The 24,680-nt window shown below is 66.5% G+C and carries 21 protein-coding genes; 10 read left to right on the top strand and 11 right to left on the bottom strand.

Annotation, left to right across the window (positions count from 1 at the left end; all coding sequences use genetic code 11):
* The first annotated feature begins 123 nt into the window (after positions 1-123).
* The 6 genes from AC0MRV_RS01160 to AC0MRV_RS01135 all read left to right on the top strand — a co-directional run bounded on the left by AC0MRV_RS01160 (position 124) and on the right by AC0MRV_RS01135 (position 7,534).
* Positions 124-1,497, top strand: coding sequence for a hypothetical protein (locus AC0MRV_RS01160; RefSeq protein ID WP_472762584.1), 1,374 nt, complete (start codon positions 124-126; stop codon positions 1,495-1,497).
* A 146-nt stretch (positions 1,498-1,643) separates the two neighbouring features.
* Positions 1,644-2,999: a hypothetical protein gene (locus AC0MRV_RS01155; RefSeq protein WP_472762583.1), complete on the top strand. Its 1,356-nt coding sequence runs from the start codon at positions 1,644-1,646 to the stop codon at positions 2,997-2,999.
* Between the two features lie 90 nt (positions 3,000-3,089).
* Positions 3,090-4,511, top strand: coding sequence for a hypothetical protein (locus AC0MRV_RS01150; RefSeq protein ID WP_472762582.1), 1,422 nt, complete (start codon positions 3,090-3,092; stop codon positions 4,509-4,511).
* Positions 4,511-5,800, top strand: coding sequence for a hypothetical protein (locus tag AC0MRV_RS01145; protein WP_472762581.1), 1,290 nt, complete (start codon positions 4,511-4,513; stop codon positions 5,798-5,800). Before AC0MRV_RS01150 ends, AC0MRV_RS01145 begins: the two co-directional genes overlap by 1 nt.
* A gap of 80 nt (positions 5,801-5,880) precedes the next feature.
* Positions 5,881-6,654 carry a ThuA domain-containing protein gene (locus AC0MRV_RS01140; protein WP_472762580.1) on the top strand — a complete coding sequence of 258 codons (774 nt, stop codon included), beginning with the start codon at positions 5,881-5,883 and terminating at the stop codon, positions 6,652-6,654.
* Positions 6,655-6,718: 64 nt separating this feature from the next.
* Entirely contained in the window at positions 6,719-7,534 is an 816-nt protein-coding gene (locus AC0MRV_RS01135; protein ID WP_472762579.1) for a GNAT family N-acetyltransferase, read from the top strand.
* A gap of 154 nt (positions 7,535-7,688) precedes the next feature.
* On the opposite strand, the gene AC0MRV_RS01130 is transcribed toward AC0MRV_RS01135, so the two are convergent.
* The 3 genes from AC0MRV_RS01130 to AC0MRV_RS01120 form a co-directional block, all read right to left on the bottom strand.
* Positions 7,689-8,447: a sugar phosphate isomerase/epimerase family protein gene (locus AC0MRV_RS01130; protein ID WP_472762578.1), complete on the bottom strand. Its 759-nt coding sequence runs from the start codon at positions 8,445-8,447 to the stop codon at positions 7,689-7,691.
* Between the two features lie 116 nt (positions 8,448-8,563).
* Entirely contained in the window at positions 8,564-11,692 is a 3,129-nt protein-coding gene (locus AC0MRV_RS01125) for a matrixin family metalloprotease (RefSeq protein WP_472762577.1), read from the bottom strand.
* On the bottom strand, positions 11,676-12,293 hold the full coding sequence (locus AC0MRV_RS01120; protein ID WP_472762576.1) for a hypothetical protein: 618 nt from the start codon (positions 12,291-12,293) through the stop codon (positions 11,676-11,678). The genes AC0MRV_RS01125 and AC0MRV_RS01120 overlap by 17 nt, the downstream gene beginning before the upstream one ends.
* 133 nt (positions 12,294-12,426) lie before the next feature.
* Between AC0MRV_RS01120 and AC0MRV_RS01115 the strand changes: the two genes are divergently transcribed.
* A complete protein-coding gene (locus AC0MRV_RS01115; RefSeq protein ID WP_472762575.1) occupies positions 12,427-15,036 on the top strand; it encodes an immunoglobulin domain-containing family protein in 2,610 nt (869 codons plus the stop codon).
* A gap of 101 nt (positions 15,037-15,137) precedes the next feature.
* Positions 15,138-15,704 (top strand): hypothetical protein, encoded by a 567-nt coding sequence (locus AC0MRV_RS01110; RefSeq protein ID WP_472762574.1) that lies wholly within the window; start codon positions 15,138-15,140, stop codon positions 15,702-15,704.
* A 15-nt stretch (positions 15,705-15,719) separates the two neighbouring features.
* Here the strand turns inward: AC0MRV_RS01110 and AC0MRV_RS01105 are convergent, their stop codons facing one another.
* From AC0MRV_RS01105 to AC0MRV_RS01090, 4 genes are all read right to left on the bottom strand, one after another.
* On the bottom strand, positions 15,720-16,391 hold the full coding sequence (locus AC0MRV_RS01105; RefSeq protein WP_472762573.1) for a 3'-5' exonuclease: 672 nt from the start codon (positions 16,389-16,391) through the stop codon (positions 15,720-15,722).
* Positions 16,384-18,330 carry a DUF294 nucleotidyltransferase-like domain-containing protein gene (locus tag AC0MRV_RS01100; protein WP_472762572.1) on the bottom strand — a complete coding sequence of 649 codons (1,947 nt, stop codon included), beginning with the start codon at positions 18,328-18,330 and terminating at the stop codon, positions 16,384-16,386. The genes AC0MRV_RS01105 and AC0MRV_RS01100 overlap by 8 nt, the downstream gene beginning before the upstream one ends.
* Positions 18,331-18,402: 72 nt before the next feature.
* Positions 18,403-19,026: a hypothetical protein gene (locus tag AC0MRV_RS01095; RefSeq protein WP_472762571.1), complete on the bottom strand. Its 624-nt coding sequence runs from the start codon at positions 19,024-19,026 to the stop codon at positions 18,403-18,405.
* Positions 19,027-19,078: 52 nt separating this feature from the next.
* The gene (locus AC0MRV_RS01090) at positions 19,079-20,116 is read right to left on the bottom strand and encodes a methyltransferase (protein ID WP_472762570.1); all 1,038 of its coding nucleotides are present in this window, start codon (positions 20,114-20,116) and stop codon (positions 19,079-19,081) included.
* Between the two features lie 89 nt (positions 20,117-20,205).
* On the opposite strand from AC0MRV_RS01090, the gene AC0MRV_RS01085 reads away from it, so the two are divergent.
* Positions 20,206-21,078, top strand: coding sequence for an MYG1 family protein (locus AC0MRV_RS01085; protein WP_472762569.1), 873 nt, complete (start codon positions 20,206-20,208; stop codon positions 21,076-21,078).
* 96 nt (positions 21,079-21,174) lie between these two features.
* Here AC0MRV_RS01085 and AC0MRV_RS01080 read toward each other — a convergent pair whose 3' ends face one another.
* Positions 21,175-21,840 carry a hypothetical protein gene (locus AC0MRV_RS01080; RefSeq protein WP_472762568.1) on the bottom strand — a complete coding sequence of 222 codons (666 nt, stop codon included), beginning with the start codon at positions 21,838-21,840 and terminating at the stop codon, positions 21,175-21,177.
* 203 nt (positions 21,841-22,043) lie between these two features.
* A complete protein-coding gene (locus AC0MRV_RS01075) occupies positions 22,044-22,304 on the bottom strand; it encodes a hypothetical protein (RefSeq protein ID WP_472762567.1) in 261 nt (86 codons plus the stop codon).
* A gap of 139 nt (positions 22,305-22,443) precedes the next feature.
* Here AC0MRV_RS01075 and pyk point away from each other — a divergent pair, with 139 nt between their 5' ends.
* Entirely contained in the window at positions 22,444-23,880 is a 1,437-nt protein-coding gene (gene pyk / locus AC0MRV_RS01070) for a pyruvate kinase (protein WP_472762566.1), read from the top strand.
* Positions 23,881-23,916: 36 nt separating this feature from the next.
* Here the strand turns inward: pyk and AC0MRV_RS01065 are convergent, their stop codons facing one another.
* Together AC0MRV_RS01065 and AC0MRV_RS01060 are read right to left on the bottom strand one after the other, a co-directional pair.
* Positions 23,917-24,354: a type II toxin-antitoxin system VapC family toxin gene (locus AC0MRV_RS01065; RefSeq protein WP_472762565.1), complete on the bottom strand. Its 438-nt coding sequence runs from the start codon at positions 24,352-24,354 to the stop codon at positions 23,917-23,919.
* Entirely contained in the window at positions 24,347-24,604 is a 258-nt protein-coding gene (locus AC0MRV_RS01060; RefSeq protein ID WP_472762564.1) for a type II toxin-antitoxin system Phd/YefM family antitoxin, read from the bottom strand. The genes AC0MRV_RS01065 and AC0MRV_RS01060 overlap by 8 nt, the downstream gene beginning before the upstream one ends.
* Between the last annotated feature and the right edge of the window lie 76 nt (positions 24,605-24,680).

The raw sequence follows: 24,680 nt of genomic DNA, 5'->3' as shown, positions 1-24,680 counted from the left end.
CCCACCCGCCTGGGCCTCCCTGTCACCGCACACCAACGCAAACCGCCATCCCCCGTGCGGCCCGGTTCCGGACGCGGCGCGGGGGGTGGTTTTGCGCGCAGCAGACCACCGATCCCTGAATCCATGACACTTCGCCTGCCTTCTCTGCTGTCAGCCGTCCTGTTGACCTCTGCTTGGCTCACCGCCGAAGCAACGAACCCCGCCAAACCCTACCGTCTCTTTGTCGGGGTCGACCTCTCCGTCAAAACCGACGACGGCACCCGCCGCCCCGTCCGCACCATCGAGCCCAGCCACATCGTCCTCGCCGAGCCCGAGCGCCCCACCCTGTCGCTGCGCGAAGCGCCTCCCTTCAGCTGGGAGCACAAGACCAAGGTGAGCCGCGCCCCCATCGCCATCACCGACTTCCAGCAGCATCGCACCTTCACCCTGCGCAACGATCAGAAGCTGCAATACCTGGCCACGCAGAACAACATGGCGATCTACCAGCAGGAAAAGACCGACGCGGCGCGCCTTGCCGCCGCCCAGGCCCGTTTCACCGAACAAATCGCCCGGGCCAGCTACGTGGCCGCGGAACGGGACAAACAATCCCGTGCCGGCCTCGAAGGGGGACCGCCCGAGGGCTACCAGGCCGGTGGCCGCGATGGTCTGGATTTCGCCAACGTGGCCAGCAACGTGCCCGAAGCCGAGGCCGCAATGGCCGACCAGTTCCTTGAGACCCAGATGTCGACCAACGACCCCACCTTCCTCGATCGCGCCCAGGGCGTGGACTCGGCGGCCGGGGCCGATGTCATGGAACTGTCGTTCAACGTTTCCTCCCCCGACCCCATTGCCAACGCCTACGTTGTGATCATGGGCGCCATCGCTCAGGGCGAGGAAGAGGGTGTCGTCGCCTTCCACCAACCCATCGGGGCGATCGGTCCCCAACCGCGTAAAATCAAGGTGCGCAAAACCGGCTTCCAGCCCGGCTTCGTCATCAAAGAGGTGAAACTCCACCTCTACGCCTACGGCAAGGAACTCGCCACCAACCTCTCGGAACGCGCGGTCGGCATGACCCGTGAAGAGGCGCGGGAATTTCTGCTTCTCTCCCATATCGCCGACCACGCGGTCGAGTCCCTGCCGCCCTCCCCGGTCTGGACGCTCGCCCCGACAGCCTTGCTGGCCGCCAAGTCCGCTCAGGACTTCGACTATCCCGTCGTCGCCAACATCGACGCCGACGGCAGCATCATCAGTATCCACAATTCGGACACTGCGGCGCGCGCCTACCTGGCCGACATCCACAACGCCGGCGACCTGCGCGCCAAGGCCACGCCCGGCCAGTCCCTTTCCGCATCGGTGCGCGTCAGCACCGACGGCCAAGAGATCACCTTCAACCACGCCGACCACCTGCCCGAACGCGTGATCGACGCGCTGCGCGACATGGTCTTTCTGCCCGCGCTCGACGTCGGCACCCCCGTTGCGGCCACCACCCGCATCAACCTGGCCGACTTTTTTCACTGATTTCCCGCCCCCTGAGCCATCAGGCGGACACAAACAGGGAACCCGGCCCGGCCCGTCGGAGTCATTGCCCCGCGAGGAAGGTTGCCGCGCGGCCCATCGTCGTTTGAGCTGCGCGCACGCTTTTCCAGTCACCCCGGTTGCCCCCTATGACCGCTTCCCGCCGCCCCCTCGCTCTGCTCGCCTGCCTGCTCGCCGTCGCCTCCGCGACCTTGGCTCAGGCGCCCGCCAAACCCTACCGCCTCTTCATCGGCGTGGACCTGAAGATCAAGGACGGCGAAAACCGCTACCGCCCGGTCGACAGCCTGAAGGCCAACGAAGTCATCCTCGCCGAACCGGACCTGCCGACCGTCCGCCTCCGCGACGCCGGTCCGTTCAGCTGGGAACATCGCACCAAGGTGAGCCGCGCCCCCCTTACCATCACCGATTTCGAACAGCACAAGGTCTTCTCCCTGCGCAACGACAAGGCCATTCAATACATGGCCACGCAGAACAACATGGCCATCTACGCCCAGGAGCGCGCCGACTACCAGCGCATGGAGGCCGGCGAAGCTTCCCGCATGGTCGCCCATGCCGCGGCCAATCGCCACGGGGTTGATGTCGCCATCGCCAACGGTGTCCTCGTCACTCAACTCACCATCGACGCCGCCGATGCCTGGGTCGCGGACGCCAACGCCGTCTACGAAGAAGCCTTCGATGCCATGATCGAGCAACAGGAAGCGTCCAGCGCCATGATCGGCAACACCGCCATGCTGGACGAAGCCCTCGACGCGACCAGCGAGGGCGGCGAAGACATCCTCGCCCTCGCCTTCACCCTCTCTTCCGCCGAACCCATCGCCAACGCCTACGTCGTCGTCATGGGCGCCGTCACTCAGGGTGAAGAGAAGGGCGTCATCACCTTCCACCAAGCCATCGGCGCGATCGGCCCGGAACCCCGCCGCATCAAGATTCGCCAGACTGGTTTTCAGCCCGGCTTCACCATCGAAGAGGTGAAACTCCACGTCTACGCCCACGGCAAGGAGCTCGCCACCAATCTCTCCGAACGCGCCGTGCCCCTCTCGCGTGACGAAGCCCGCGAGTTCCTGCTCCTTTCCCACATCGCCGACCATGCGGTCGATTCCGTCGAACCCACGCCCGTGTGGACGCTCGTCCCGCCCGCCCTGCTCGCCGCCAAGTCGGCCCAAAGCTTCGACTACCCCGTGGTCGCGAACATCGACGCCGACGGCAGCGTGATCAGCCTGCACGAAACCGAGGCCGACGCCCGCGCCTACCTCGCCCAGATTCACGATGCCGCCGACCTGCGGTCCAAGGCCACCCCCGGCAAGTCCCTCGCTTCCTCCGTCCGCATCGCGACCGACGACCATGCCATGCAACTGGACCAAACCGGTCGCATTCCGGCGCCCGTCGTCACCGCGATGCGCGAGATGGTTTTCCTGCCCGCCCTCGATGTCGGCACGCCCGCGCCCGGCACGATCCGCGTCAACCTCGCCGACTTCTTCCGCTAAGCGCAGCGCGGTTGGCCACTCGCCACGCGGCGGACGCACTTGCCAAGTTAAGCCTCGCGGACCGGCCGCCGCTTTTGCTTTTCTGCGGCCATGCCCCGCCCCGTTTCACGCCCGGCTTCGTCCCGCGTGCTGCTCACCTCGTTGCTGCTTGCAGCCGCGTCCACCCTCTGCGCTCAAACCGACACCAAGTCATACCGCCTGTTTGTCGGCGTCGACCTGCTGGTGCCGGAACAAGCCGGGGCCAAGCCGCTTGCCCCCCGACCCGTCGCTTCGCTGCGACCGCACGCGGTCGTGCTCGATGACGCGACCCACTCCGTGCTGCCGCTGCGCGAGGTGCCGACCTTCAGCTGGGAACGCACGCCCAAAGTCAGCCGCGCGCCCATCACCATCAGCAACCTCGAGTCCGAGCGCACCCACACCATCCAAAATGATCCGGCGATGCAGTGGATGGCCTCGCAGAACAACATGACCGCCTACGCGCAGGAACGACACGCCTACCTGCAGATGGAAGCCGCCGTCGCCGAACGCACCAGCGCCGTCACCGGACGCAACAACCAGATCTACGCCGCCAACGAGCGCCTCGCCGGCCGCCAACTCTCCGGCAACGCCTCCGGCCCCCAGGGCCAGGGGCAGGCGGGCATCACCCAGCTCGCCACCTCCGCCGAAGCCGATGAAGCTTGGGCCGCATTCAACGCCAACACCGACGGTCTGGACGCCGCGCTCGACAACACCGTCTTCGCCCACAAAATTCAGGGCGCCACCGCCGAGGACGGCCAGGCCACCGTCCTCGAACTCGCCTTCGACCTCACCTCCGCCGAGCCGGTGGCCGACGCCTATGTGGTCATCATGGGCTTGGTCGAACAACCCTCCGCCGAAGGCGAGGGCACCGTCGTCTTCCACCAAAACATCGGCGCCATCGGCCCCGAAACCCGCCGCATCAAGATCCGCAAAGTGGGTTTCGAACCCGGGTTCAAGATCCGCAACGTCGTTGTGCACGTCTTCACCCACGGCCGCGAGCTCGGCACCAACCTCTCCGAGAAGAGCGTCGCGCTCACTCGCGATGAAGCCCGCGAGTTTCTCCTGCTTTCCCATATCTCCCAGCACGCCATCGACAGCCTCAGCCCCACCCCGGTTTGGGAACTCGCCCCCTCCAACCTGCTCGCCGCCACCAACCCCGCCACCTTTGACCACCCGGTGGTCGTAAGCGTCGACGCCGATGGCTCGGTCATCAGCATCCACCAATCCGAGGCCGACGCCCGCGCCTTTCTGGCCGAAATTCAGGACGCCGCCGATCTGCGCTCCAAATCGACGCCGACCGCCAAATCCGGCAACTCCCTGTCCAACTCCGTGCGCATCGTCGACCAGGACGCCGGCGTTCGCCTCGACCAAACCGGGCGCCTGCCCGCGCCGGTCGTCGCGGCGATGCGCGAATTGATTTTCCTACCCGCGCTCGACCTGGGCACCCCGGTGCCCGGCATCGCCCGCATCAACCTCGCGGACTTCTTCCGCTGATGCGCTGCCCCTTTCCCGGCTCGGCCTTGATCGCGCGGATTCGCCCCCTGATTCCGACGCTCCTGGCCCTCACGACGGCGACCGCATCGCTGCCCGCGCAGCAGGTCAGCAATCATCGCGTCTTTGTCGGCATCGATCTCTTCGTCCCCACGGCGGACGGCCCCCTGCCGGTGCTCGGTTTCGAGGGCGATCGCGCTCGTCTCGCCGGTTCGCCCCCAGACTACCGCGATATCGCCAAGATCCCGGCCTTCGGCTGGACGCACCGCCCCAAGGTGGGACGACTGCCGGTGATCATTCGCGACCTGGAAACGCGCTACGAGAGCACCGTGCAGGCCGACGCCACCCAGCGTCGCCTGCGCGAGATGAATCAGGTTTTTGAATACGCCGCCGAACGCGCCGGCCGCTCCATGCAATCCGGCGTCAACCTCTTCGCCCCCCCCAGCGAGGACGATCTCGACCGCCAGCGCCAACTCACCCATGCGGCCCACGCCGAGTTCGACTCCGCCCTGTCCGCGCCCGCGGCTCGCGTGCACCACGGCCCCTTCCTGACCGCCGAGAACGTGCTCGAGCCCGCCGATGCCGCCGACAACGATGTGCTGACTTTTAGCTTCGACCTGGTCGCGCCGCGACCCGTCACCGACGCCCACCTCATCGTGATGGCGCACCTGAAGACCGCTGGCGAACCGGGCGTCGCGGTGTTCCACCAGGCCATCGGTCCCATCGACGCCGAACCCCGCCGCATCAAGGTGCGCCAGACCGGATTCCGTCCCGGGTTCGAGCTCACCGCGCTGAAACTCCACCTCTTTGCCCACGGCCAGGAGCTGCCCACCAACCTCTCCGAGCGCACGTCCTTCTTCACCGCCGACGAGGCCCACCGCTTTCTCCTGCTCGCTCACATCGCCGATCATCCCCACGGCCAACTCCCGCCCCAGCCGGTTTGGTCGCTGGCTCCCGCCAGCCTCTTCTCCTCCGTCACCCCGGAAATTTTCGATCAGACCCTCGCGGTCAACGTGGATGCCGACGGCCACCTGCTCAGTATCCATCGCTCGGAGACCGATGCGCAGGCGCTCCTCAAGTCGATTCCCGCGGCGGCGGATCTGCGCACAAAATCCGGCGGCGCCCAGCCGGGACAGCCGATCCCGGTTGCCCCCGATGTCTCTGAGTCGGCGGACGAACTGCCCCCCCTGCTCATCGCCGCTCTGCGCGAGCTGGTCTTCCTGCCCGCCCTGCGCGACGGCGAGCCCGTCATCGGCACCACCACGATCAACCTCGCCGATTTTTTCCGTTGAGCCACCTGCCTAACGTATAATGCCGCCCGCCGCGTTCTCGGCTGGGCATGACCGCCGAATCCGCTAAGCCTGAATCCTCCATGAAACTCCGCTCCCTGCTTTCCGCCCTCACCCTTTCCACTGCGCTCGCGGTCTCCGCCGGCGCCGCCCAGTTCAAGGCCCTGCTCATCACCAACACCGACGGCTGGCATCACGACTCCATCGGCGCCGCCGTGCCGGCCATGCAGGACCTCGCCAAGCTCCACGACTTCGAGTTGGTCTGGCCCAACATGCTCGGCATGGTCCTCAACGACCGTTACCTCGCCGACGTCAAGGTCATCATCTTCGCCCTCACCACCGGTGACATCCTCACCGACGAGCAGCAGGCCGCCGTCGAGAAATTCGTCCAGAACGGCGGCGGCATCGTGGGCATTCACGCCGGCGGCGCCGACACCGAGTATGAGTGGGAATGGTGGACGAAGGCCTTCGGCCACATGTTCCACATCCACCCCGCCGTGCAGACTGCCACCGTCGAAGTGCTCGAGCCCAACTTCCCCGGCATGGACCGCTTCGCCAAGCGCTTCCTCTTCACCGAGGAATGGTATGAATTCGACGCCCCTCGCAGCGACGCCCTGCAATACCTGCTCGCCGTCGACGAGGACACCTACGACATCCGCGCCAACTGGGGCGCCAAGCAGTCCAAGGGCATGGGCGACCTCCACCCGCTGTCCTGGTTCCATGAATACGACGGCGGCCGCGTCTTCTACAGCGCCTTCGGCCACCTGCCCGCCACCTGGAACGAGGACCGCTTCCTCCACCACGTCTACGGCGGCATCTACTGGGCCGCCACCGGCAAAGGCTTCCGCGCCGAATAAGCCCACCCACAGCCACCATCCCCAAGCGCCGCCCAACCCGCGGCGCTTTTTCATTTTCACGCGCATGCCCGCCAACTTTCGATCGGCTCAGGAAATCGGACTCCCCGAAACCGCCGCGCTGCTCAACCGCGGTTTCGCCGACTACTTGGTGCCGCTGCAGTTCACCGCCGATTCCCTGTCGGCGATGGCCCGGTCCGACCAGATCGACTTCGCGGCCAGCCGCGTGATCCACGACGGCGACCAGGCCGCAGGTGTCGCCCTCATCGCCCGGCGTGGCTCCACCTGCCGCCTCGCCGGCATGGCTCTGACACCGGAAGCGCGCGGTCACGGACTAGGCCGCGCCCTGCTCGAGCAAACCCTCGTCGATGCCCACAAGCGCGGCGACACCACGATGGTCCTCGAGGTCATCAACCAAAACGAAACCGCGCAAAAACTCTACCGAAGCGCCGGGTTCGAACCCATTCGCCAGCTCCTCAGTTTCGAGCGCGGCGCGACCCACGACAGCGATCCTGGTCCGACGACCAACGTGGACCTCAACGACTTCACTGCGGCCGCCCGGGCGGAAGAGGCAAGCGATCTCCCGTGGCAAATCTCTGCTGCGACACTCACCAACGTCGACCCCGCCCGGCACAGTGTCGTCCAGGTCGACGGCCTGTCGGTGCTGGTCGCTCATGTCGGTGAAGACCTCAACGCCGTGCGCGGTCTCGTCGGCGCCGACCGCGAAGGCGCATCCACCGCCCTGCGACAGGTGCTTTCAATGTGGCCCCAACACCGCTGGCGCGTCCCCGCGCTGTTCCCGGAAACCTGGTCACCCTGTTTCCTCGACGCGGGCTTCACGCCCGGCGACCTCTCGCAAACCCAAATGGTGAAACGCCTCTGACACTTCGCTGGGTCGGCTCGCCACCCTCACCGCTGTAGCCGGGGTCGGTGACCCCGGTCCGGCTGCCTCTTCGCACGCATCGCCCGTGCTACCCCCTCTCCGCTGAACCGGGCTCAGCGAGCCCGGCACCAGCATCCACCACGCACGCTGCCACTTACTCCGCGAAATGCGCGTCGAAGAAGGCCTTTGCGGCCTTCACGAATTCGGTCGGATCGTTGTGAAACTCCGGGCTGTCGGTCTCGATCGCCATCACGCCCGACCAGTTCTTCTCTTTGATCGCGTCGATGAGACCGGCGTAGTTGGCGTTGCCGAGGCCGATGAAGGTGTCCTTCGGGCGACCCGGCGCATCCTCCATATCGAGCCGCTTGTCCTTGAGGTGCATGTCGTAAACCCGGTCGCCATAGTTGCGGAAGATCGTCTCCGCATCAAAGCCCGCGGCGGTCACCCAACCGATGTCCATGCACACGCCGATCCGGTGGTCACGCTCGGCGAGCACATGCTTCACCGTGGCGGGATTGCCGTAGACGGTGCCGGTGCCGTGGTTGTGCACGGCGAGCTTGATGTCGTATTCCTTGACCAGTTCCTCGAGCACGTCCCACTGCGCGGGTTCGCGCGGCTCGACCACGATGACCTTCATGTCGAAGAGCTTGGCGAGTTCGAAGAGCTGCCTATTCTCCTCCTTGTCCATGGAGGTGCCGCTCACACCGATCGAGTAGGCGGTGACGCCGTGCTCGGCCAAAAACGCTTTCTGCTCGAGCAGCTTCTCGCGCGGCGCGGAGGGGTCGAGGTGCGCCCGAAACAGTTCCAACTGCGTGATGCCATGCTCCGCCGCGAAAACCACCGCCTCCTCAAAACTCATGTGCCGACACGTCCACGTCTGCAGCCCCAGCTTGGGCGTGGCGGAAAGTGACACAGCGAGAATCGATAGCGCGAAAAACGACAGAACGGAGCGAAGGGGTTTCATAGAGCGTGCAGTCTGCCAACCCCACCTCACCCGCGGCGAGCCCGATTGCATTCCCGCCGGCCGCGTCAGTTATCGGGTGTAAACCCGTCCTCCGTCGCCGCATCGATATGATACGCCCCCGTGCGCGTCGTGCCACTACGGGTGTTGTAGAGTTCGATCACCCGCAGCAGCTCGCTGAGGCTCAGCGCACCGTCGCGGTCGATGTCGGCACTGTGGAATCCGGCCGGGTTCGTTGCTTCGCTGGTGCCGGGCGCATAACCGTCCTCCGTTTCCACGTTTCGGTGATACACGCCCGTTCGCTCCGTGCCCGCCCGCGTGTTGTAGAGTTCGATCACCCGCAACAATTCGCTGAGATCGATCGTGCGATCACCATCGCGGTCGGCACTGTGGCGGCTCGAGCGCAGCAACAGCGGATCGGGCTCGGCCAGCACTTGCACCGGCTGGCCCGTTCGCGTGACTGACACCAGACTCGCGAGCTCCACCGTGCCGGCAAAGGGCTCCGTCGCGCTCAACCGCATCGCCACTGTCACGGCGACCGCCGGGGCCTCGGTCCAGCTCCACTCCGCCAAGGCATCTTCGCCGACGGTCGGCGCCACCGCGGCCGCCGCGCTTTGCGTGACATCACCGGTGACGGTCCACCCCGCCGGCACCAGCGTCTGCCACTGCACCGCCGTCACACCGTCCAACCACTCGGCCCGGCCCGCCAGCAACCAGGAGTCGTTGGCCACACCCTCCCCGATCATCTGCGTGACACCGTGTTGTGCCCGCTCATTCACGCCCGTGGGCAACACCACCACCTCGACCGGAACCGTGCTCACGCTGTCCATGCCGTTGCTGACCGTCACGTAATAGTCGCCGGCATCGGCGAGCGCACCGCTCAGCGTCAACGTCGCCGCGTCCGCTTCGGCGATTTCGGTGCCGTCATGCCACCATTGATACATCAGCGGCGGCGTGCCTGCGACGTCGACCGTCAACGCGATCGGCGCGCCTTCACTGCCGCCGGTCGCGACCGGACTAGCGAAGATCACCGGCGCCGACAGGTCCCGTAACGCGACACTCGTCGCGCGCCCAGTCTCGATCTGCACCACCCGATCGAGTCCCAACGGCACCGCGGTCTCATCGTCGGCGGAACTGCCCCACGCCCGCACCGTCGCATCGTCGAGCAAGGCCACCGAAAAATCCGCGCCCGCCATCACCGCCACCACTGTCCCGAGATCGCCCGGCGCGTCGAGCTGCCCGCCACTGTTGTCGCCCCAACCACTCACCACCCCGCCGGTCGACACCGCCAACGCGTGGTTGGTGCCGGCACTCAGATCCCGCACATCCGACAACGCCGGCACCACGAGCTTCAAATCGTTCGGGTCACCCCACGCCGTGACGGTCCCATCCGCCAACTCCGCCAGCACAAAGTAGGATCCACTCGCCAGGCGCACCACGTTGCTCACCGCCTCCGGCACCGCCAACTCCTGCCCCGACTCGGTCGCGTATCCCCAAATCACCACCTCGCCATCCGCCCGCAACGCGACCGAATAGAACGCCCCGGCGCCGATCGCAATCACGTCACGCAGATCCCACGGCACCAACAACTGGTTGTATTCATTTGAACCCCACGCCACCACCGTGCCGTCCGCCCGCAGCGCCAACGAGTGTCGCTCACCCGCCGCGATCGCCACCACGTCGGTCAAACCTTCCGGCGGCGTCTCTTGGCCAAAGGCCTCCAAACCCGCCGGGCTGCCCCAGCCCAGCACCGTGCCGTCGCGCTGCAGGGCGAGACCATGCGCTCCGCCCAGCTCCACCTGCAGCACCGCTTGGGCAAAGGTCGGCAACGCCCGCTTGCCGTCCGTCGGCGCGCCACCCCACGTCACCACGTCCGTCCCGTCGTAGTCGGGCAGCACATACACGAGCCCGGTGCCGGTGCCACCGCCCGCTTCGGTCACGGTCACCGCATAGGCCCCCGCGTCGGCGTTGCGAAAATTCGGCAGGATCAGCTCGGCGGATGTCGCACCTCCGATCAGGCGGTTGTTCCGACTCCACTGGTAACTCAGCGCGCCGCCAAACTCCGCCGTCGCGTTCACCGCCAGCGTCACCGGTTCACCGCGCTCGCCGACGATACGCGGAGTCGCCACTTCGATCGTGGGACCGGAGTCGGCCAGCAACTCCAGGTTGAATTGCACACCACCTTCGTAGCCGTCCCAGCCATCGACCAAAAAGTGATAGGCGGTCCCGGGTTCGACCCGGAACGAGAGCGTGCTCGTGCGGATGACGCCGGGATCGACATCGTCGTTCTTCGCCACGAGCTCCAGCGCGTCCACCCGGTCCCCCGTGAACGCGCCCATGAAGGTGTCGAAGCGGCTGCCGAGCGTGTTCGCATGCAACAGCCCGCTCGTCGGCGCCGTCCAGGTCCACCACGCCGAGCGACCGCTGGGATAATCGGGATCCAGCAACGGCTCCCCGGGCTCGGCCCCCGCCTGCACCGTTGTGCCGGTCACACTCGCGGTGCCATTCTCGTCGAGCGTCACCCTGATCGCATTCGCAAAATCGTCGTTCACCGGCGGCGAATCGACCGCGCCGTAAAGGTAACGCCCGCCGTCGATGTCGTCGGTCTGCAACGCGTCCACATTGCTCACCGTGCTGTTCATCAGGGCTGTCACGGCCTGCACCGGCGACGCCTGATCCGGGTGATCCAAGCCCAGCACGTGGCCAAACTCATGCAGCGCCACCCGCAACAGGTCGCTGCGCCCGCTTTGCAGGGGGCCCCGGTAGGCGTCCCACGTAAACGCGCTGTTGAACACCACGTCCGATTCCGTGCGGTAGTTGCCATCCCGATACGACAGGGTCACCGCCAGCGTGCCCGGACCAAACACATAAACATCGATCTCCCCCGCCTCGACGATCTCGTTGACGCCATTGCCCGATTGAAATGATCCGACCGCGCCACTCGTCGAGCTGAACTGCACGTTGCCCAGCAGCGTGTTCCACTCCGCCAGGGCCGCTTCGGCGCTGCCATGCTGAGTCGTGCCATCAGCCAGCACCGTGGTGTCGTCCAGGTTGTTGACCATCGGCACCTCACCCCGCGGCCAGGTCACCACATAGATGCCGCTTTCATCGGTGATGAAGACGTAGGCCGGCGCAACCGCCGCGACCACCAGACCCAGCCACAGGCCGACGGCGCCCCGTTTACTTGAGCTGCTCACGGTCTTGACTGATCGGGTTGACCGGCTTCACCGCCCGGATCTGGCGCGCAAACTCCGCCGGGCTCAGCGCCCGCTCCACCTGCGCGGCCCGCGATAACTCCGTCGCCCCCTCCGCCGCATGCAAGGGCTGCGCTACTTCGGCGGTCGCCGTCAGCGGCTCACCGTTGTCCCGCGCCACAAAGGCGCGGCCGGTCGGATCGGTCTCAATCCGGTAACGCCCGTGCATGATGCGGGTGAGCGGCGACACCATGCGGCCGTTGCCCCGCACGAACAGGATGTCCTCGCTGCCCACCACAAAGCGCGGCGCGCCTTCGAGCACCATCTCCTGTTCCCCCACCTTGCCGCCCAGCATGGTCAGCACCAACGGTTCCGGTGGGGTGCCCGCGATCACCTCGAGCACCTCCACTCGCACCTGCGTCACGATCACCCGTGACTCGCCCCGTTGTTGCCAGGCCGATTCGACCGCGGTCACCCGACCCCGCACCACGTAGTCCGACTCCCGCACCAGCTCCTCAAACGACGGCGGCACCACGGTCGTGGCCCGCAGCGACCCGATTGCCATCAGACCCAACATACCGGCCCAAGTCACCCAACGGAGCATTTGAAAAAAGCGCGACACGGGCCCAGCTTGGATCACCGAACGAGCTTCGACAACTCCGCCGTCGGCCTGCGCCCCTCCGACGAAGGGCCCCGCCCCACGCCGGGTTTACCCTTGTTTCGACCCCGTCCCCGTCGTGATCAGCCTCCTCCGCCCCGCCCTCCTGATCTTCCTGCTCACCGGCCTCGTCGCCCGCGCCGAGCGCACCACGTGGCAGATGTCCGGCACCAATTTCACCGTCGAACCCAACTGGAGTTACGGGGCCCTCATCACGGTGCCGCGCGAATTCCCCACCGCACCGCACCCCTTGCGCGGCATCCTGCTCTGGGGCAACGGCGCCGGATCCGACGAGCGCGCCCGCGCCTACGATCTCGAGCTGGTGGAGTTGGCCGAACAACTCGACTTCGCGCTCATGGCCACCGCCCGCTGGGGCAACCTCAGCGACCCCGTGCAGGTCGACACGCTCGAGGACGTGTTCTCCTACCTCGGCGACGCCAGCGACCAACCTTGGCTCACCCACGCCCCCATCCTCCCTCTCGGCATGTCCAACGGCGGCCAAATGTCCTACGGCATCAACGCCCTTTGGCCCGAGCGCACCCTCGCCTTCGCCGCCAACAAGGGCGGCTTCTACAACAACCCACTCCCCTCTGCCGCCGCCCTCGCCACCCCCGGCCTGCTCATCACCGGCGGCGCCGACGAAGCCTACCGCCGCGACGCCATCCTCGAGCTCTTCAACCAAAACCGCCCGCGCGGCGCCCGCTGGGCCTGGGCCGAGGAGGAAGGCGCCGGCCATGCCCTTGTCGACTCGCTCGAATTGATCCTTCCCTTCGCCGCCGAAATGGCCGGGCTCCGCTACCCCCTCGGCACACCGCTCACCGCCACCACCCCGGCGGCGCTCACCCCGGTCGCCCTCGAGTCCGGCTGGCTCGTCGCCCGCGACGAACACCTCACCGGCCTCGCCACCCTCGCACTCTATGCCGACTACGCCGGCGACCCCGCGCTCGCGAGCTGGTTGCCCAGTCGCCGCCTCGCCTACATCTACCGCGCTTTCGCCAGCCACGACAAAGCTTCGCCCACCGCGGTGCTCACCCCTGATTGGCCGACCGTCGAACGCGGCGTCACCCTCACCTACACCATCGCGCCCACCGACCCGACTTGGACCCGCATCGACTACTTCGAGGGCGACACCCTCCTGCGTTCCGTCACGCCCGCCGACACCGACCCCTTCCACGTCGACCTCACGCCGCAGGACCCCGGCTTCGTCGTCCTGCATGCCCTGGTCACCCTGGCCGACGGTCGCCAACGCACCACCATGCCGCGCCGCAAACTCATCGCGCGCGGCCATCGCGACGACAACCCGCCTTCCCACAACCTGCTCGGCGAACGCCACCTCGACACCGGCTCCACCCTCGACCTTTACGGTCAGATGGTCGGCCTCAACACCCAGCCGCCACCCACGGAGATCACGTGGTTGCGCAACGGTCAGGTGCTCCCGGGGCAAAATACCGCCCGGCTTACCCTCACCGACGTCGGACCCGCCGACGCCGGTATCTACGAACTGCATACGCGCACCTTTGACTTCCGCTCATTCAGCGACCCGTTGCACGTCTACGTGAGCGATCCCGAGGTGCCCAGTCTCGGCGCCCTCAGCGGTCCGGCCACCGTGCCACTCGGCGGCCACGCCACCTTCCGGGTCGCCGAGCCCACCGAACGAACCGATCTCAGCTACGAGTGGTCGCTCAACGGCCGCGTGCTGCCCAACGAAACCGGTCCCACGCTGGACATTCCACTCGTGCAGTCGCGCCACGCCGGGACCTACACCGTGCGCGCCCGTATTCGCCAAACCACTTCACCCGCGGCGACCGCCACGCTCGCCGTCGAAGCCCCGCCGATCAGCGGCGGCCGTCTCCTCAATCTCTCCGTGCGCGGACTCCACCGCGGGGGCAACGAGGCCATGATCGTCGGCTTCGTCACCACCGGCGGTGACAAGACTCTGCTCGCCCGCGCCGTCGGTCCGGCGCTCTTCCGCCTCGATTTCCCGGGCACCCTGACGGACCCGGCGCTGCTGTTGCAGCGCCCCCAGACCCCGCCGACGCCGCCGCTCACCCTCGCCGAAAATGACAACTGGGGCGACGCCCCCGATCCCGCCGCGATCGCCAACGCCGCCGCGCGCGTCGGCGCCTTCGCGCTCGATCCGGCCGACGCCGATGCGAGTCTGCTGCGCACCCTGCCCCCGGGCCGCTACTCCGCCGCCACCAGCGGAGCACACGACGGCACGGGCGTGGTCCTGCTCGAGCTCTACGACGCCGATGAAACGCCCGGCGCCGGCCAACTCGTCAACCTGTCCAACCGCGGCTACGTCGCGGGAGAATCCAACGTGCTCGTCGCCGGCTTCGTCGTTGGCGACGAGGGGCCCGTCGACCTGCTCATCCGCGCCGTCGGTCCCGGCCTCGCCCCGCACGGCGTGACCGACTTTTTGCCCTCGCCGCGTTTCACGCTGCACCATCACGTGCCCGTCGCAACGGGCCCTGCTCCCATCCTGCTCGACGCGCTCGGTTGGACCGGGGGCTCCGACGCCGACGACATTCGCGCCGCCGCCGCCGCGGTCGGTGCTTTCCCGTTGCCCGACCAAGGCTTCGACACCGCGACCCTCGTGCGTCTCCAACCCGGTGTCTACAGTGTCGTCGTGCGTGGTTTGCCTTGGGACCAGGGAATCACCCTGCTCGAACTCTACCAACTCCCCTGATCGTCCGGCCCCGGAACCTATCCCTCCGTCGGGAGTCCCATTGGCTCGCGCCGCGACCCGACGCGTTCCGTTCTGGCCTTCACCTTCTACCCCTCCAACGCATGAAAACCAGACATCCGTTCGCCGTCCTCTGTCTCGTGTCGGCCGCCCTCAGCCTCACCGGTTGCAGCAGCCTTTCCACCTCCGAAGTCGTCGCGATCGACGCCTCCCGCGCCTCCCTTCACACCGTGCAACGCGCCGCCAGCGGCATCGCCCTCACGCCGTTGCATGAACCCGCTTCGGCCGAGGCGCCGTCCACGCCGCAGCCCCTCACCTTCTCGCTCCAACCCGGCAACCATCTGGTCATGGCCACGGTCGACCGCGCCATGGCCGCCATCCCTTTGAACCCCTCGGCCGCGGCCCGGGACTTCGAGCTCGCCGTGCAACGCCAGGGCAAGGACTTCCGTTTCATGGTCTGGAATCTCGACGGCGCCGGCCACCGCGTTTCGCTCGCCGCCGATGTCATAACCAAGGCCGGCTCCGGCCGCATCTTCCGCCCACTCGATGGTGACCCGAGCTCCGTATTTCGCACCGGCGAGCCCACGAGCCGCGGCCTGCCGCCGGAACAACGCGTGCCGGGTTCACTCTTCCCGCAGTTCAAGGAGTTCGAACCGATCCAGCCCAACTGATCGACCGGTCGCAGGCTACATGCGTTCTTCCTGCCAGCGCTCGGCCACCGCTCCCAACGTGGTGCGTCCGTGATGCGCCGCCAGGCGCAGCAGTTTCAGAAAGATCTGCGCCGTGATAAAGGCGTCGCCCGACGCCGTGTGGCGGTCGTGCGGCGGCACGTCAAAACGCCGGCACAACCCGTCGAGGGAAAAGTCCCGGAACGGCGGCGCCGAGACCGACGGCGCGACCGCCTCCCCGAACGCCCCGGCATCCTCGAGGTGCAGGGTGAGTTCCATCGTATCCAACCATCGGTTACGCAGTGGGCGGCCCAGGCTGCGCTGACAGGCGCGGTCAATCACCTCGACGTCGAAGCCGATGTGATGGCCCACGATCACGCCATCGCCCAGATAGGCCAGGAAGCGCCGCATCGCTTCGGCTTCGTCCACCCCGTATTTCGCCGCCTCTTCCGCCGTCACCCCGTGCACCAGCACCGCCGAGGTGTTGTGGGTCACTTGGAGCAAGGCCTCAAATTGATCGTCCAACCGGATCTCCCCTTCCGTCACCACGATCGCGCCCATTGTCACGATGCGGTCTTTTTTGGGGTCGAGGCCGGTGGTCTCGCAATCGAGCACGACAAACCGCACGCCTTCAACCGGCGTCTCATCCGGCGGCAAGCCGCCGGTGGCGGAACCCTTCTCCTCAGCCATCGGAGCGAGCCGCGGGGGCGAGGTTGAAATGTTCCTGCGCCGCTTCCATCAGACGGCCCACCGTGCGAAAGATGGCCTTCACGCGCTGCACCTCAAGCGGGGTGAGTTCATCCGGCCGCACCAAGCGGGCGTTGTCGCCCCGCTTCAAACCCACGCGGGTTTGCAGTTTCAACGAGTGATCAAAGGCCTCCGCCGCCTCCGCCAGGATGCCCGCATACTCCGGCAACTGTTCCGCGGTTTTGCGAAAACGGTCCGGCGTGAACGTCGCGTCCTCCAAGCCGAGCTCGAGCGCGAAGACGCGCGCGATGTCCACCAAGGGCGACAGCATGTTCGTCTTGGTGTTGATCGTGTCCCAGACGTCGCCGTGCGCATCGAGCACCGAGTCGCGAAAGACCGTCACCGGCGGCAGGTTCGCCAACGCGTCGTTGGCCAGCAACGGCACAAAACCCGGACACGCCCCGATCTCATCATTGATGGTCTGCCGCAGCGACCGCACCAGACTCCGGTCCCCCGCAATCGCCCGCAAATCAAAGAAGGGCGTCAGGGCCACGATGTTGTTCTCCGCCGGCTGCCGCACCCAGTCGCGGAAGGTCTGACTCCACTGCGAGACCGAGCGACACCACTTGGGGTTGCTCGCCATGCGCCCCCAGGGATCAAGCGGGAAACGACACATCGAAAGCATCGCGCCGACTTCGTTGGCGAGTTCGCTGAACCACAACTTTGCCGGCACATCGAGCCGTCCGCCCGGCGGGTCGGCGTGCACGATGCCGGTGCGCTGGGCGGAACGCAGCAGGCGCTCCTTGCGGCCCTCGGAGTGCAAGGCGATCCACGCCCACGGCAGGTCGGGCTCGGTCAGTTTTTTCTCCCGCAGTTTCTCCCGCGCCAACTCGATGGCCTGGTCGGTCAACATGCGGTCCACCTGCGCGACAAAGTTGGTCAGCCACTCGATCGGCGCCTCACCTTCGATGAAGCGCAGCAACAACTCGTCCGCGCGGTCGCGCAGCCGACGCAGTTCACCGACATCGCGGGCCAGGGGAAACTCCTTGGAGAGAAAGATCGGCACGTTGCCGTGCACCGCCTGCACCGTTTTCTCGCCCAAAATACCCACGACCGGGCTCTGGGTGGTGCCATCCTCGGTGATCACGACGTGGTGCCGCCGGCCCCGCAACATCGTCATGATGACATCGCCCGCCCGGGTGGACGAGGGCAAGGTCACCACCGGCGAGGTCATGATGCGGCTCACCGGCTCGTCCACCGGCACCTCTCCCGTCGCCACTCGGGACGAGAGATCGGCCTCGGTCACGATCCCGATTGGCCGGGTCTCCTCATCGACCACCACCACCGCCTCCTGTAGTCCCGGCGCAAACCGCGACGCCACATCGCGGATGCGCTCGTCCGGCATCGCGATCAACAGCCGGTTGGCCGCGCGCTCCAGCAGGGCCTCGGCATGGGTGAGCCAGTTGGAGGCGCTCTCGTTCAGCTCCACCTGCTCCGCCTGCGTGACCGGCCGTTGCGCCGCGTCCTTGACCGTAAAGTAGGCCGACAAAAAACCGCTCGCGTCGCCGCTGCCCCGACAGATCGCGTGAAACAAGTCCGCCGGCAGCGCGTAGAGGATGCTTTCCTGCGCCACCCGCGCCGTCGCGCGGTAATCCACCTCGGGCTCCTCCCAGTCGAGCCCGACCAGGTCGCCCTCGACCCGCACGTCGATGAGCTCCTCACCCGTCGGAGTGGGGCGATAGAGGTTCACCATCCCGCGTTGAATGATCCACACGAAGCGCCCGCGCACCTGCCCGGTCTCGAACAGGATCTCGTCCGCCTCGTGAAACTTCACCCGGCCGCCGTGGGCCAGATCCAGCAGCTCCGACTCGCTCAAGTATTCGAACGGCGGATACCTTTTGAGAAAGTCGGCGACGCGCAGGGATATGCTGGAGGTTTTCACGGACGGGGCGAAAAGGGGCGGCGATGCAAGGGGGGCGGACGGGGAGCGAACACCCCCGTCCTGAATCGGACCTTAGAACAAATTCTTCAGCTTCTCCACCGCCTGTTCGACTTTCGCGTCGACGCCGTAGGCCTGCAGCACGCCGTTGAGCAGCGTTTTCTGCTGATCGGTCAAACCGCCCGCGCCCGCGATCTGCGCGGCCTGCGAGGCAAGCGACGCGTAGTCGCGACTCTGCAACGCTCTGAGCACCGGCGCGATCTGCGCGGTGTCGAAACCCTGTTTCAGCGCCCAGGCACTCACCAGCTGTTTGCTCGATTCAATCAAGACATCCGCGCCCGGCACCTGTTTGGCATAGGCGGCCAATTGCTGCAGTTTGGCCAGCGCACCCGGTGCGTCGTCCGCCGCCAGCGCCGACTGTAGCGCCGTGATGTCGGCTGCCATCGCGGGGTGGTCGCTGCCGGCCACCGCCGTGAGTTGGGTCAACGCGGTGGCGCTTGTTTGCGCCAGTTGCGCCGCCGAGGTGGCTGCGAGGTCCGGCACCACGACCGGGCCCGGCTCCGGCGAAGCGGTCGCCGCCACGTCTGCCGCCGGCGTAGCGGTGGCAGGTGCCGCCTCAGTCGGTGCCTTGCCGCAGGCCGTCAAAAGCAGGGTGAGGCCGGCGACGACGCAGGTCCGGGAGAGTGCTGAGAGCATCATACCATTCCTATCTGCCAAGAAGCTGCAAATGGCAACCCTGCAACGAGTTCGGCTATACTTCCCGCCGCGCGACGATCACGCTGCGACCGACCGCAGTCAGGTGCACCCCTTCCCAAACAAAACCCGCGTCGCCCAGGTAACGACGCATCTCGCCGAGCGAGTAACATTTGCCGGCCGTGATCATCATCATGAAGGCCGAGAACTCGGCCACGTGCAGGGGACCGGTCTTTTCGGTGTTGATGAAGGCTTGGTGGATCAGCACCCGTCCGCCCTCCGGCAGCGCGGCATAAGACTTCGCGAGCAGATCACGCACCTGCGGCACATCCCAGTCATGCAACACGTGCGAGAGCAGGTGCACGTCGAAGCCGGTGGGCCACCGTTCGGCCAGCATGTCGCCGGCAATGACCTCGACGCGGTCGGTCGCACCACGTTTGGCGATGGCCTCGCGCGCCACCCGGTCAACCGGCGGTTTTTCCAGCACCGCCGCCCGCAGGTGCGGAAACTTCGCTGCCAGCGCGCACGCATAGATGCCCGAGCCACCCGCCACATCGAGCAGCGCGTTGTGCTCGGTGAGGTCGATGCGTTTCGCCATCGCCGGACCGAGCAGCACGCCGCGGCAATCCATCGCCGCCGTGAAGGCCGCCGCAAATTCCGGCCGCTCCATCGCCTTCGCCCACGCTTCGGGATCGGCGCCGCCGCCGAATTGCGCCGGCTTGCCCGTGCGCAGCACCTCGAGCATCGCGAGCGTCGAGGGCCGATCCTTCACGTTGGCAAAATACGGCCCGAGGTTCCACCGTGAGGAGCCCACGAGGTGCTCGCGCGCCCGCAAGGTGAGCAGAAACATGCCGCCGGCATTCGTGGTGAGGCCAACCGCGTTGCACAGGGTCATGAGCACGTCGGCCGGTCGCGGCTGCAGCTCAAACTTCGCGCAGATCGCGCCCAGCGTCGCGGCATTGTCGGCCAGCCACGTGAACAGATCGAGGTGCACGATGGCTGCGGTCAGCAGGTCCATCGCCGCCATGCCGTCACGGTAACGGTAAAGCGGCAGCGGATCGGTCACGGGGTCATGGAGCAGGTCGTCGAGATGCATGGCGGGACGAAGGCGATCAACGACGCGCGCGAAGCGAGACGCAACCCGTTCTCGCCGCGACCGCGCGAAACACTCACAGTGCGCGGCTCATGTTGAACCTTGCTGCCATCCTCACTCACCCGGGTGGTGCCCACAAAGACGAGTTTCTCGCCTGCTGCGTGCTGCTCGCCTCGACCGAAGCCCGGGTCGCGATCACCCGGCGCGAACCCACGCCGGCGGATCTGACCGACCCCACCTTGGCCGTGGTCGATGTCGGTGACGCACACGACCCGGCGCTGCTCAATTTCGACCATCACCAGTTCCCGGCCGATCATCCGCCGGTCTGCGCACTCTCGCTCGTCCTGCAACACCTCGGGCTCTACGAGGACGCCCGCGCCTTCTGCGACTGGTTGGAACCCGCCGAGTGGTTCGATTGCCGCGGACCCAACGCCACCGCCCGCCACCTCGGCGTCCCGCGCGACGCCATCAACCAACTCTACTCGCCTCTCGACGGCACCCTGCTGCGGCGCTTCGCCGCCGCCACCGAACTGTCGCCCGGTGATCCGCTCTGGGAGGTGATGCGCTGGACCGGCGCCGACCTGCTCGACTACCTGCGCGGCCTGCGGGCACGGCTCGATTTCATCGCGCAACACGCCACTGTCTGGTCGCTCGGCGACGCCGGTCCGGCCGTGTTGTTTCTCCCGCGCACCGAGCCGTTGCCCGACGACCCCTCCGGCGGACTCGACCGCTACATCGAAACCGTGCTCAGCGACCGCGCGATCACCGCCACGGTCTCACCCGACCGCCGCGGCACCGGCTACGGGTTGTCGCGGCACCGCGATCACCCGGCCTTCGACTTCACGCGCATTGCCGACGAGCCTGACGTGCACTTCGCCCACGCCCGGGGCTTCGTCGCCAAAACCAGCACCACGGACGAGGCGCGCCTGCGTGAATTGCTGGAACGCGCTCGATCGCCGCTGTAGCCGGGCTCGGTGAGCCCGGTGCGTTTGACGGGCGAGGCAGGCGCTCAACCGGGCTCACCGAGCTTGTGGCGTTCGACGCCACGACCCCGGATTCAACTACTCCGAGACCCGAAAATACCGCCCGCCAAATTTTGCGGTCAGGACGGCCGCGTATTGAGCGAACGCCGCTCCCGTCGACGGCTCCACGCCGGAAATTGAAATCGGAAACTGCACCACATGCAGCCGGATGCGCAGGCCCGCTGCTGCCGACCCGTCAGCAGCCTGACCCAGCTCCAGATTCATCACCGCACCAAAGAGCGCCGCGTTTTTGATAAACAATTCGTCGCCGAGAATCACGATATCCCACGGCTCGCGAAACGAGCCCGACTCGTCAGCCAGAACCTTCAGCGCCCTCACCAAGGCAACGGTCGGATCGGATCCGCTGAAGCCCACCGTCGGTTGCAGAACCTCCACCAGGTTTTGCGGCTCACGTTCACCGGGATGTTTCGGTCGACCCTCCGCCCCGTAGAGCTCCCGCCCCTGGGCATCAAGCACCCAGACTTCTTCCAAGTCCGGTCGGCGCCGAGTGAGGTGCGCGAACACCTCCTCCACCGCAGGCTTGAACGCATCGTTTTCAAACCTCCGCATGCTTCCGGACGTATCGAGGATGACCACCAAGCGCTTGGGCGTCACCGCTAGAACGAGCTCGGCGGCGGCGCTCACCTTGATCGGATCGGTCGGCGCGATTCCTGAAGCCCTGGCCGCCTCAATCACGGAGACCATCCCCGCCCAGTCACCGACGAGAGCTCGGTCGTCTACCCGTGGCGGCGGCGGCGCGACGGTTTCGCACCCCGTAAACCACAGACAGGCCCAAGCGAGGGCGAACCCCAGTCGCTGGTGACGAAAAGCTTGATCTCGCATCGATCGGGACGGCCGCACCCACGGTGCGACCTTGTGTCGAGACGCAGCGTTGGGCCGCGAAACCCTTACGCCCAGCCGCGCTCGCTCAGCGCCGCGGCCAGCGCCGCCTCGTCGAGCTCGCCCTTCACCGCATGCAGGTGATGCACCACGCCCATGCGGTCGTCGGCACCGGCGGTCGAGATGTCGATCATCCAATCCTGCGTGTTGGGGTCGTTGCAGAGCAACTCGTCGGCCCAGGCGATCACTTCGGCGGGGTCGATGTGGCCGCCGGTGAGGCCCTTGATGTAGAGTTCGGCTTGGGTGCGGTGGTTGAGGGAGGAGGACATGGATCGATAACGGTAAAGGTTGAGAAACGTCGCGGAAATCGGGTTGGAGCGCGACACCTGACATAGATACTGCCCAGCGCCAGCCAAAATCCATCTGGTTCGGCTGGCGTCGTTCATGCTTCCAATCGCCCACCCGGCCATGCCTTCCGCCACGTCCACCACTCGCCCCTACCACCACACCAAGATCATCGCCACCCTCGGGCCCGCCACCGAGTCCAAGGAGATGCTCACCCAGCTCATCCTCGCCGGAGTCGACATCCTGCGCCTCAACATGGCGCACGCCACGCACCAGTGGGTCGACGACGCCATGTGGTTCATCCGCGAGGCCTCCACCGAGGTCGATCGCCATGTCGGTGTCATGATGGACGTCAAGGGCCCCGAGATTCGCACCGGCAAGGTGCAGGCCCCCATCGAGCTCAAGACCGGTGACCTCTTTGAGATTCACATCGAATCGACCACCGCCACCGGCGACATCCCGGCGGTCACCACCAACTATCCCGGACTGCCCGCCGACGTGACCGTCGGCACCACCCTGCTCCTCGACAGCGGCCTCATCCGCATGCAGGTCGAATCCAAGGACGCCGAGCGCATTCGCCTCAAGGTCCTCACCCCCGGCACCGTCGGATCCAAACGCCACATCAACCTGCCCGGCGTCTTCGTCAACCTGCCCTGCCTCACCGCCAAGGACGAGAATGACCTCCGCGCGGGCGTGAAGGCGGGCATCGACTTCGTCGCCCTCTCTTTCGTGCGCCAAGGCTCCGACATCGTGCAACTGCGCGCCTTCCTCGATCAACTCGGCTCCAAGGCCAAGATCATCGCCAAGATCGAGGACCAGGCCGGCGTGCGCAACATGGCCGAAATCGTCGCCGAAGCCGATGGCGTCATGGTCGCCCGCGGCGACCTCGGCATCGAGATCGACTACCACCGCCTGCCCCTCGTGCAGACCCAGATGATCGCCGCCTGCCGCGACGCCGGCAAACCCGTCATCATCGCCACCCACCTGCTCGAGACCATGATCTCCTCGCCCATGCCGACCCGCGCCGAGATCTCCGACGTCTCCAACGCGATTCGCGAGCAGGCCGACGCCGTCATGCTCTCCGGCGAAACCACCGTCGGCCAATACCCGCTCGAATCCGTGCAGGTGATGAAGAACATCATCCGCAGCATCGAACCCTCGGTCGACGCGGAGATCAACCGCTCCCTCGTCCTCCACGACCCGAAACCCAAGATGCTGCGCGCCGCCGCCAAGCTCGCGCAAAACCTCGACGACTCCGCCATCGTCGTCTTCACCCGCAGCGGTTTCCTCGCCTACACCCTCGGCGCCCTGCGTCCGCGCGGCGTGCCCATCTTCGCCTTCACCGACGTCGAACACATCTTCCGGCAAATGCTCCTGCCCTGGGGCGTGGAACCCTTCCTCATCGAGTTTCACGAAGACCCGGAGGAAACCATCCGCCAAGCGCTCGAGTTGCTCAAAACCCGCGACTGGATCCTGCCCGGCCGCACCCTCGTCGTCATCACCAACGCCCTCGCCCGCGGCAAGATCATCGACACCCTGCAACTGCGCACGGTGGAGTGAGTTTTCACCGTGGCCGAGGCTTCCAGCGTCGGCGCTTCACCCCAACGGCACGAGCACCTCGAAACCGATTTCGCGTGCCGCCGCTGCTTGGCGCCGGTCGTTCGTCAACAGCCGCTTCACGCCCAGCTCAGCCATCGACGCCAGATGCAGCCTATCCAGCGTGCGGCACGGTTCCTTCGCCTGCGCAATTTGCTCGGAAGCCAAGGACCAGAGCACGCCCCCCAGTGCCTGCGCCTGAAACGGGTCCATGCCGAGAAGATCGCCCATCGCCTGCTGCACTTTGCGCCGGCGCGCCGCGGTGAAAACGCCCCCCGCTTTCCGCGAGGCGACCTGCTGCTCCGCTTCCACCTGCACCAAACTGGAAACCACGACCGCCGACTCTTTCCCAATCAGCTCCGCCACCGCCGCGGACTCTGGCTCCGGAAAGAACAACTTCAACCAGCAGCTCGTATCGATGTAGATCGCCTTACTCATCGCCGCGGTCCTGCGCCAACGCGGCATCCACCCACGGTAGGGTTTCCGTCGTCCCCCAGATCTTCTTCAACCACTGCACCTGGTCTTTCGCGTGAAACTGAGGGCGGCCCCCTTTGGCCGCGTTTTCCAATGGAAGAAGCCGCGCCACCGGCTTGGAATCACGCGTCACCAACAAACCCTCCGAGCCTTTCAATCCACGCTCGATCGCCGGCCACTTCTGCCGCAAATCGCGTATCGAAACCGTTTTCATGCCCGCGATGTGAAACCTGTTTCACACCGAGGTCAATTCCGACCGTGGGACTGACGGATCATGGGGATTCCAGTCC

The organism is Actomonas spartinae, from assembly GCF_051209155.1.
GTDB lineage: Bacteria > Verrucomicrobiota > Verrucomicrobiia > Opitutales > Opitutaceae > Actomonas.
Note: the sequence above shows the minus strand (reverse complement) of the source record. Positions and strands in the feature narration are given on the sequence as shown.

Coding starts and splice junctions, on each gene's coding strand:
- AC0MRV_RS01160 (WP_472762584.1), top strand. CDS start 124: ATGACACTTCGCCTGCCTTCTCTGCTGTCAGCCGTCCTGTTGACCTCT.
- AC0MRV_RS01155 (WP_472762583.1), top strand. CDS start 1,644: ATGACCGCTTCCCGCCGCCCCCTCGCTCTGCTCGCCTGCCTGCTCGCC.
- AC0MRV_RS01150 (WP_472762582.1), top strand. CDS start 3,090: ATGCCCCGCCCCGTTTCACGCCCGGCTTCGTCCCGCGTGCTGCTCACC.
- AC0MRV_RS01145 (WP_472762581.1), top strand. CDS start 4,511: ATGCGCTGCCCCTTTCCCGGCTCGGCCTTGATCGCGCGGATTCGCCCC.
- AC0MRV_RS01140 (WP_472762580.1), top strand. CDS start 5,881: ATGAAACTCCGCTCCCTGCTTTCCGCCCTCACCCTTTCCACTGCGCTC.
- AC0MRV_RS01135 (WP_472762579.1), top strand. CDS start 6,719: ATGCCCGCCAACTTTCGATCGGCTCAGGAAATCGGACTCCCCGAAACC.
- AC0MRV_RS01120 (WP_472762576.1), bottom strand. CDS start 12,293: ATGCTCCGTTGGGTGACTTGGGCCGGTATGTTGGGTCTGATGGCAATC.
- AC0MRV_RS01110 (WP_472762574.1), top strand. CDS start 15,138: ATGAAAACCAGACATCCGTTCGCCGTCCTCTGTCTCGTGTCGGCCGCC.
- AC0MRV_RS01105 (WP_472762573.1), bottom strand. CDS start 16,391: ATGGCTGAGGAGAAGGGTTCCGCCACCGGCGGCTTGCCGCCGGATGAG.
- AC0MRV_RS01095 (WP_472762571.1), bottom strand. CDS start 19,026: ATGATGCTCTCAGCACTCTCCCGGACCTGCGTCGTCGCCGGCCTCACC.
- AC0MRV_RS01090 (WP_472762570.1), bottom strand. CDS start 20,116: ATGCATCTCGACGACCTGCTCCATGACCCCGTGACCGATCCGCTGCCG.
- AC0MRV_RS01085 (WP_472762569.1), top strand. CDS start 20,206: ATGTTGAACCTTGCTGCCATCCTCACTCACCCGGGTGGTGCCCACAAA.
- AC0MRV_RS01080 (WP_472762568.1), bottom strand. CDS start 21,840: ATGGTCTCCGTGATTGAGGCGGCCAGGGCTTCAGGAATCGCGCCGACC.
- AC0MRV_RS01075 (WP_472762567.1), bottom strand. CDS start 22,304: ATGTCCTCCTCCCTCAACCACCGCACCCAAGCCGAACTCTACATCAAG.
- pyk (WP_472762566.1), top strand. CDS start 22,444: ATGCCTTCCGCCACGTCCACCACTCGCCCCTACCACCACACCAAGATC.
- AC0MRV_RS01065 (WP_472762565.1), bottom strand. CDS start 24,354: ATGAGTAAGGCGATCTACATCGATACGAGCTGCTGGTTGAAGTTGTTC.
- AC0MRV_RS01060 (WP_472762564.1), bottom strand. CDS start 24,604: ATGAAAACGGTTTCGATACGCGATTTGCGGCAGAAGTGGCCGGCGATC.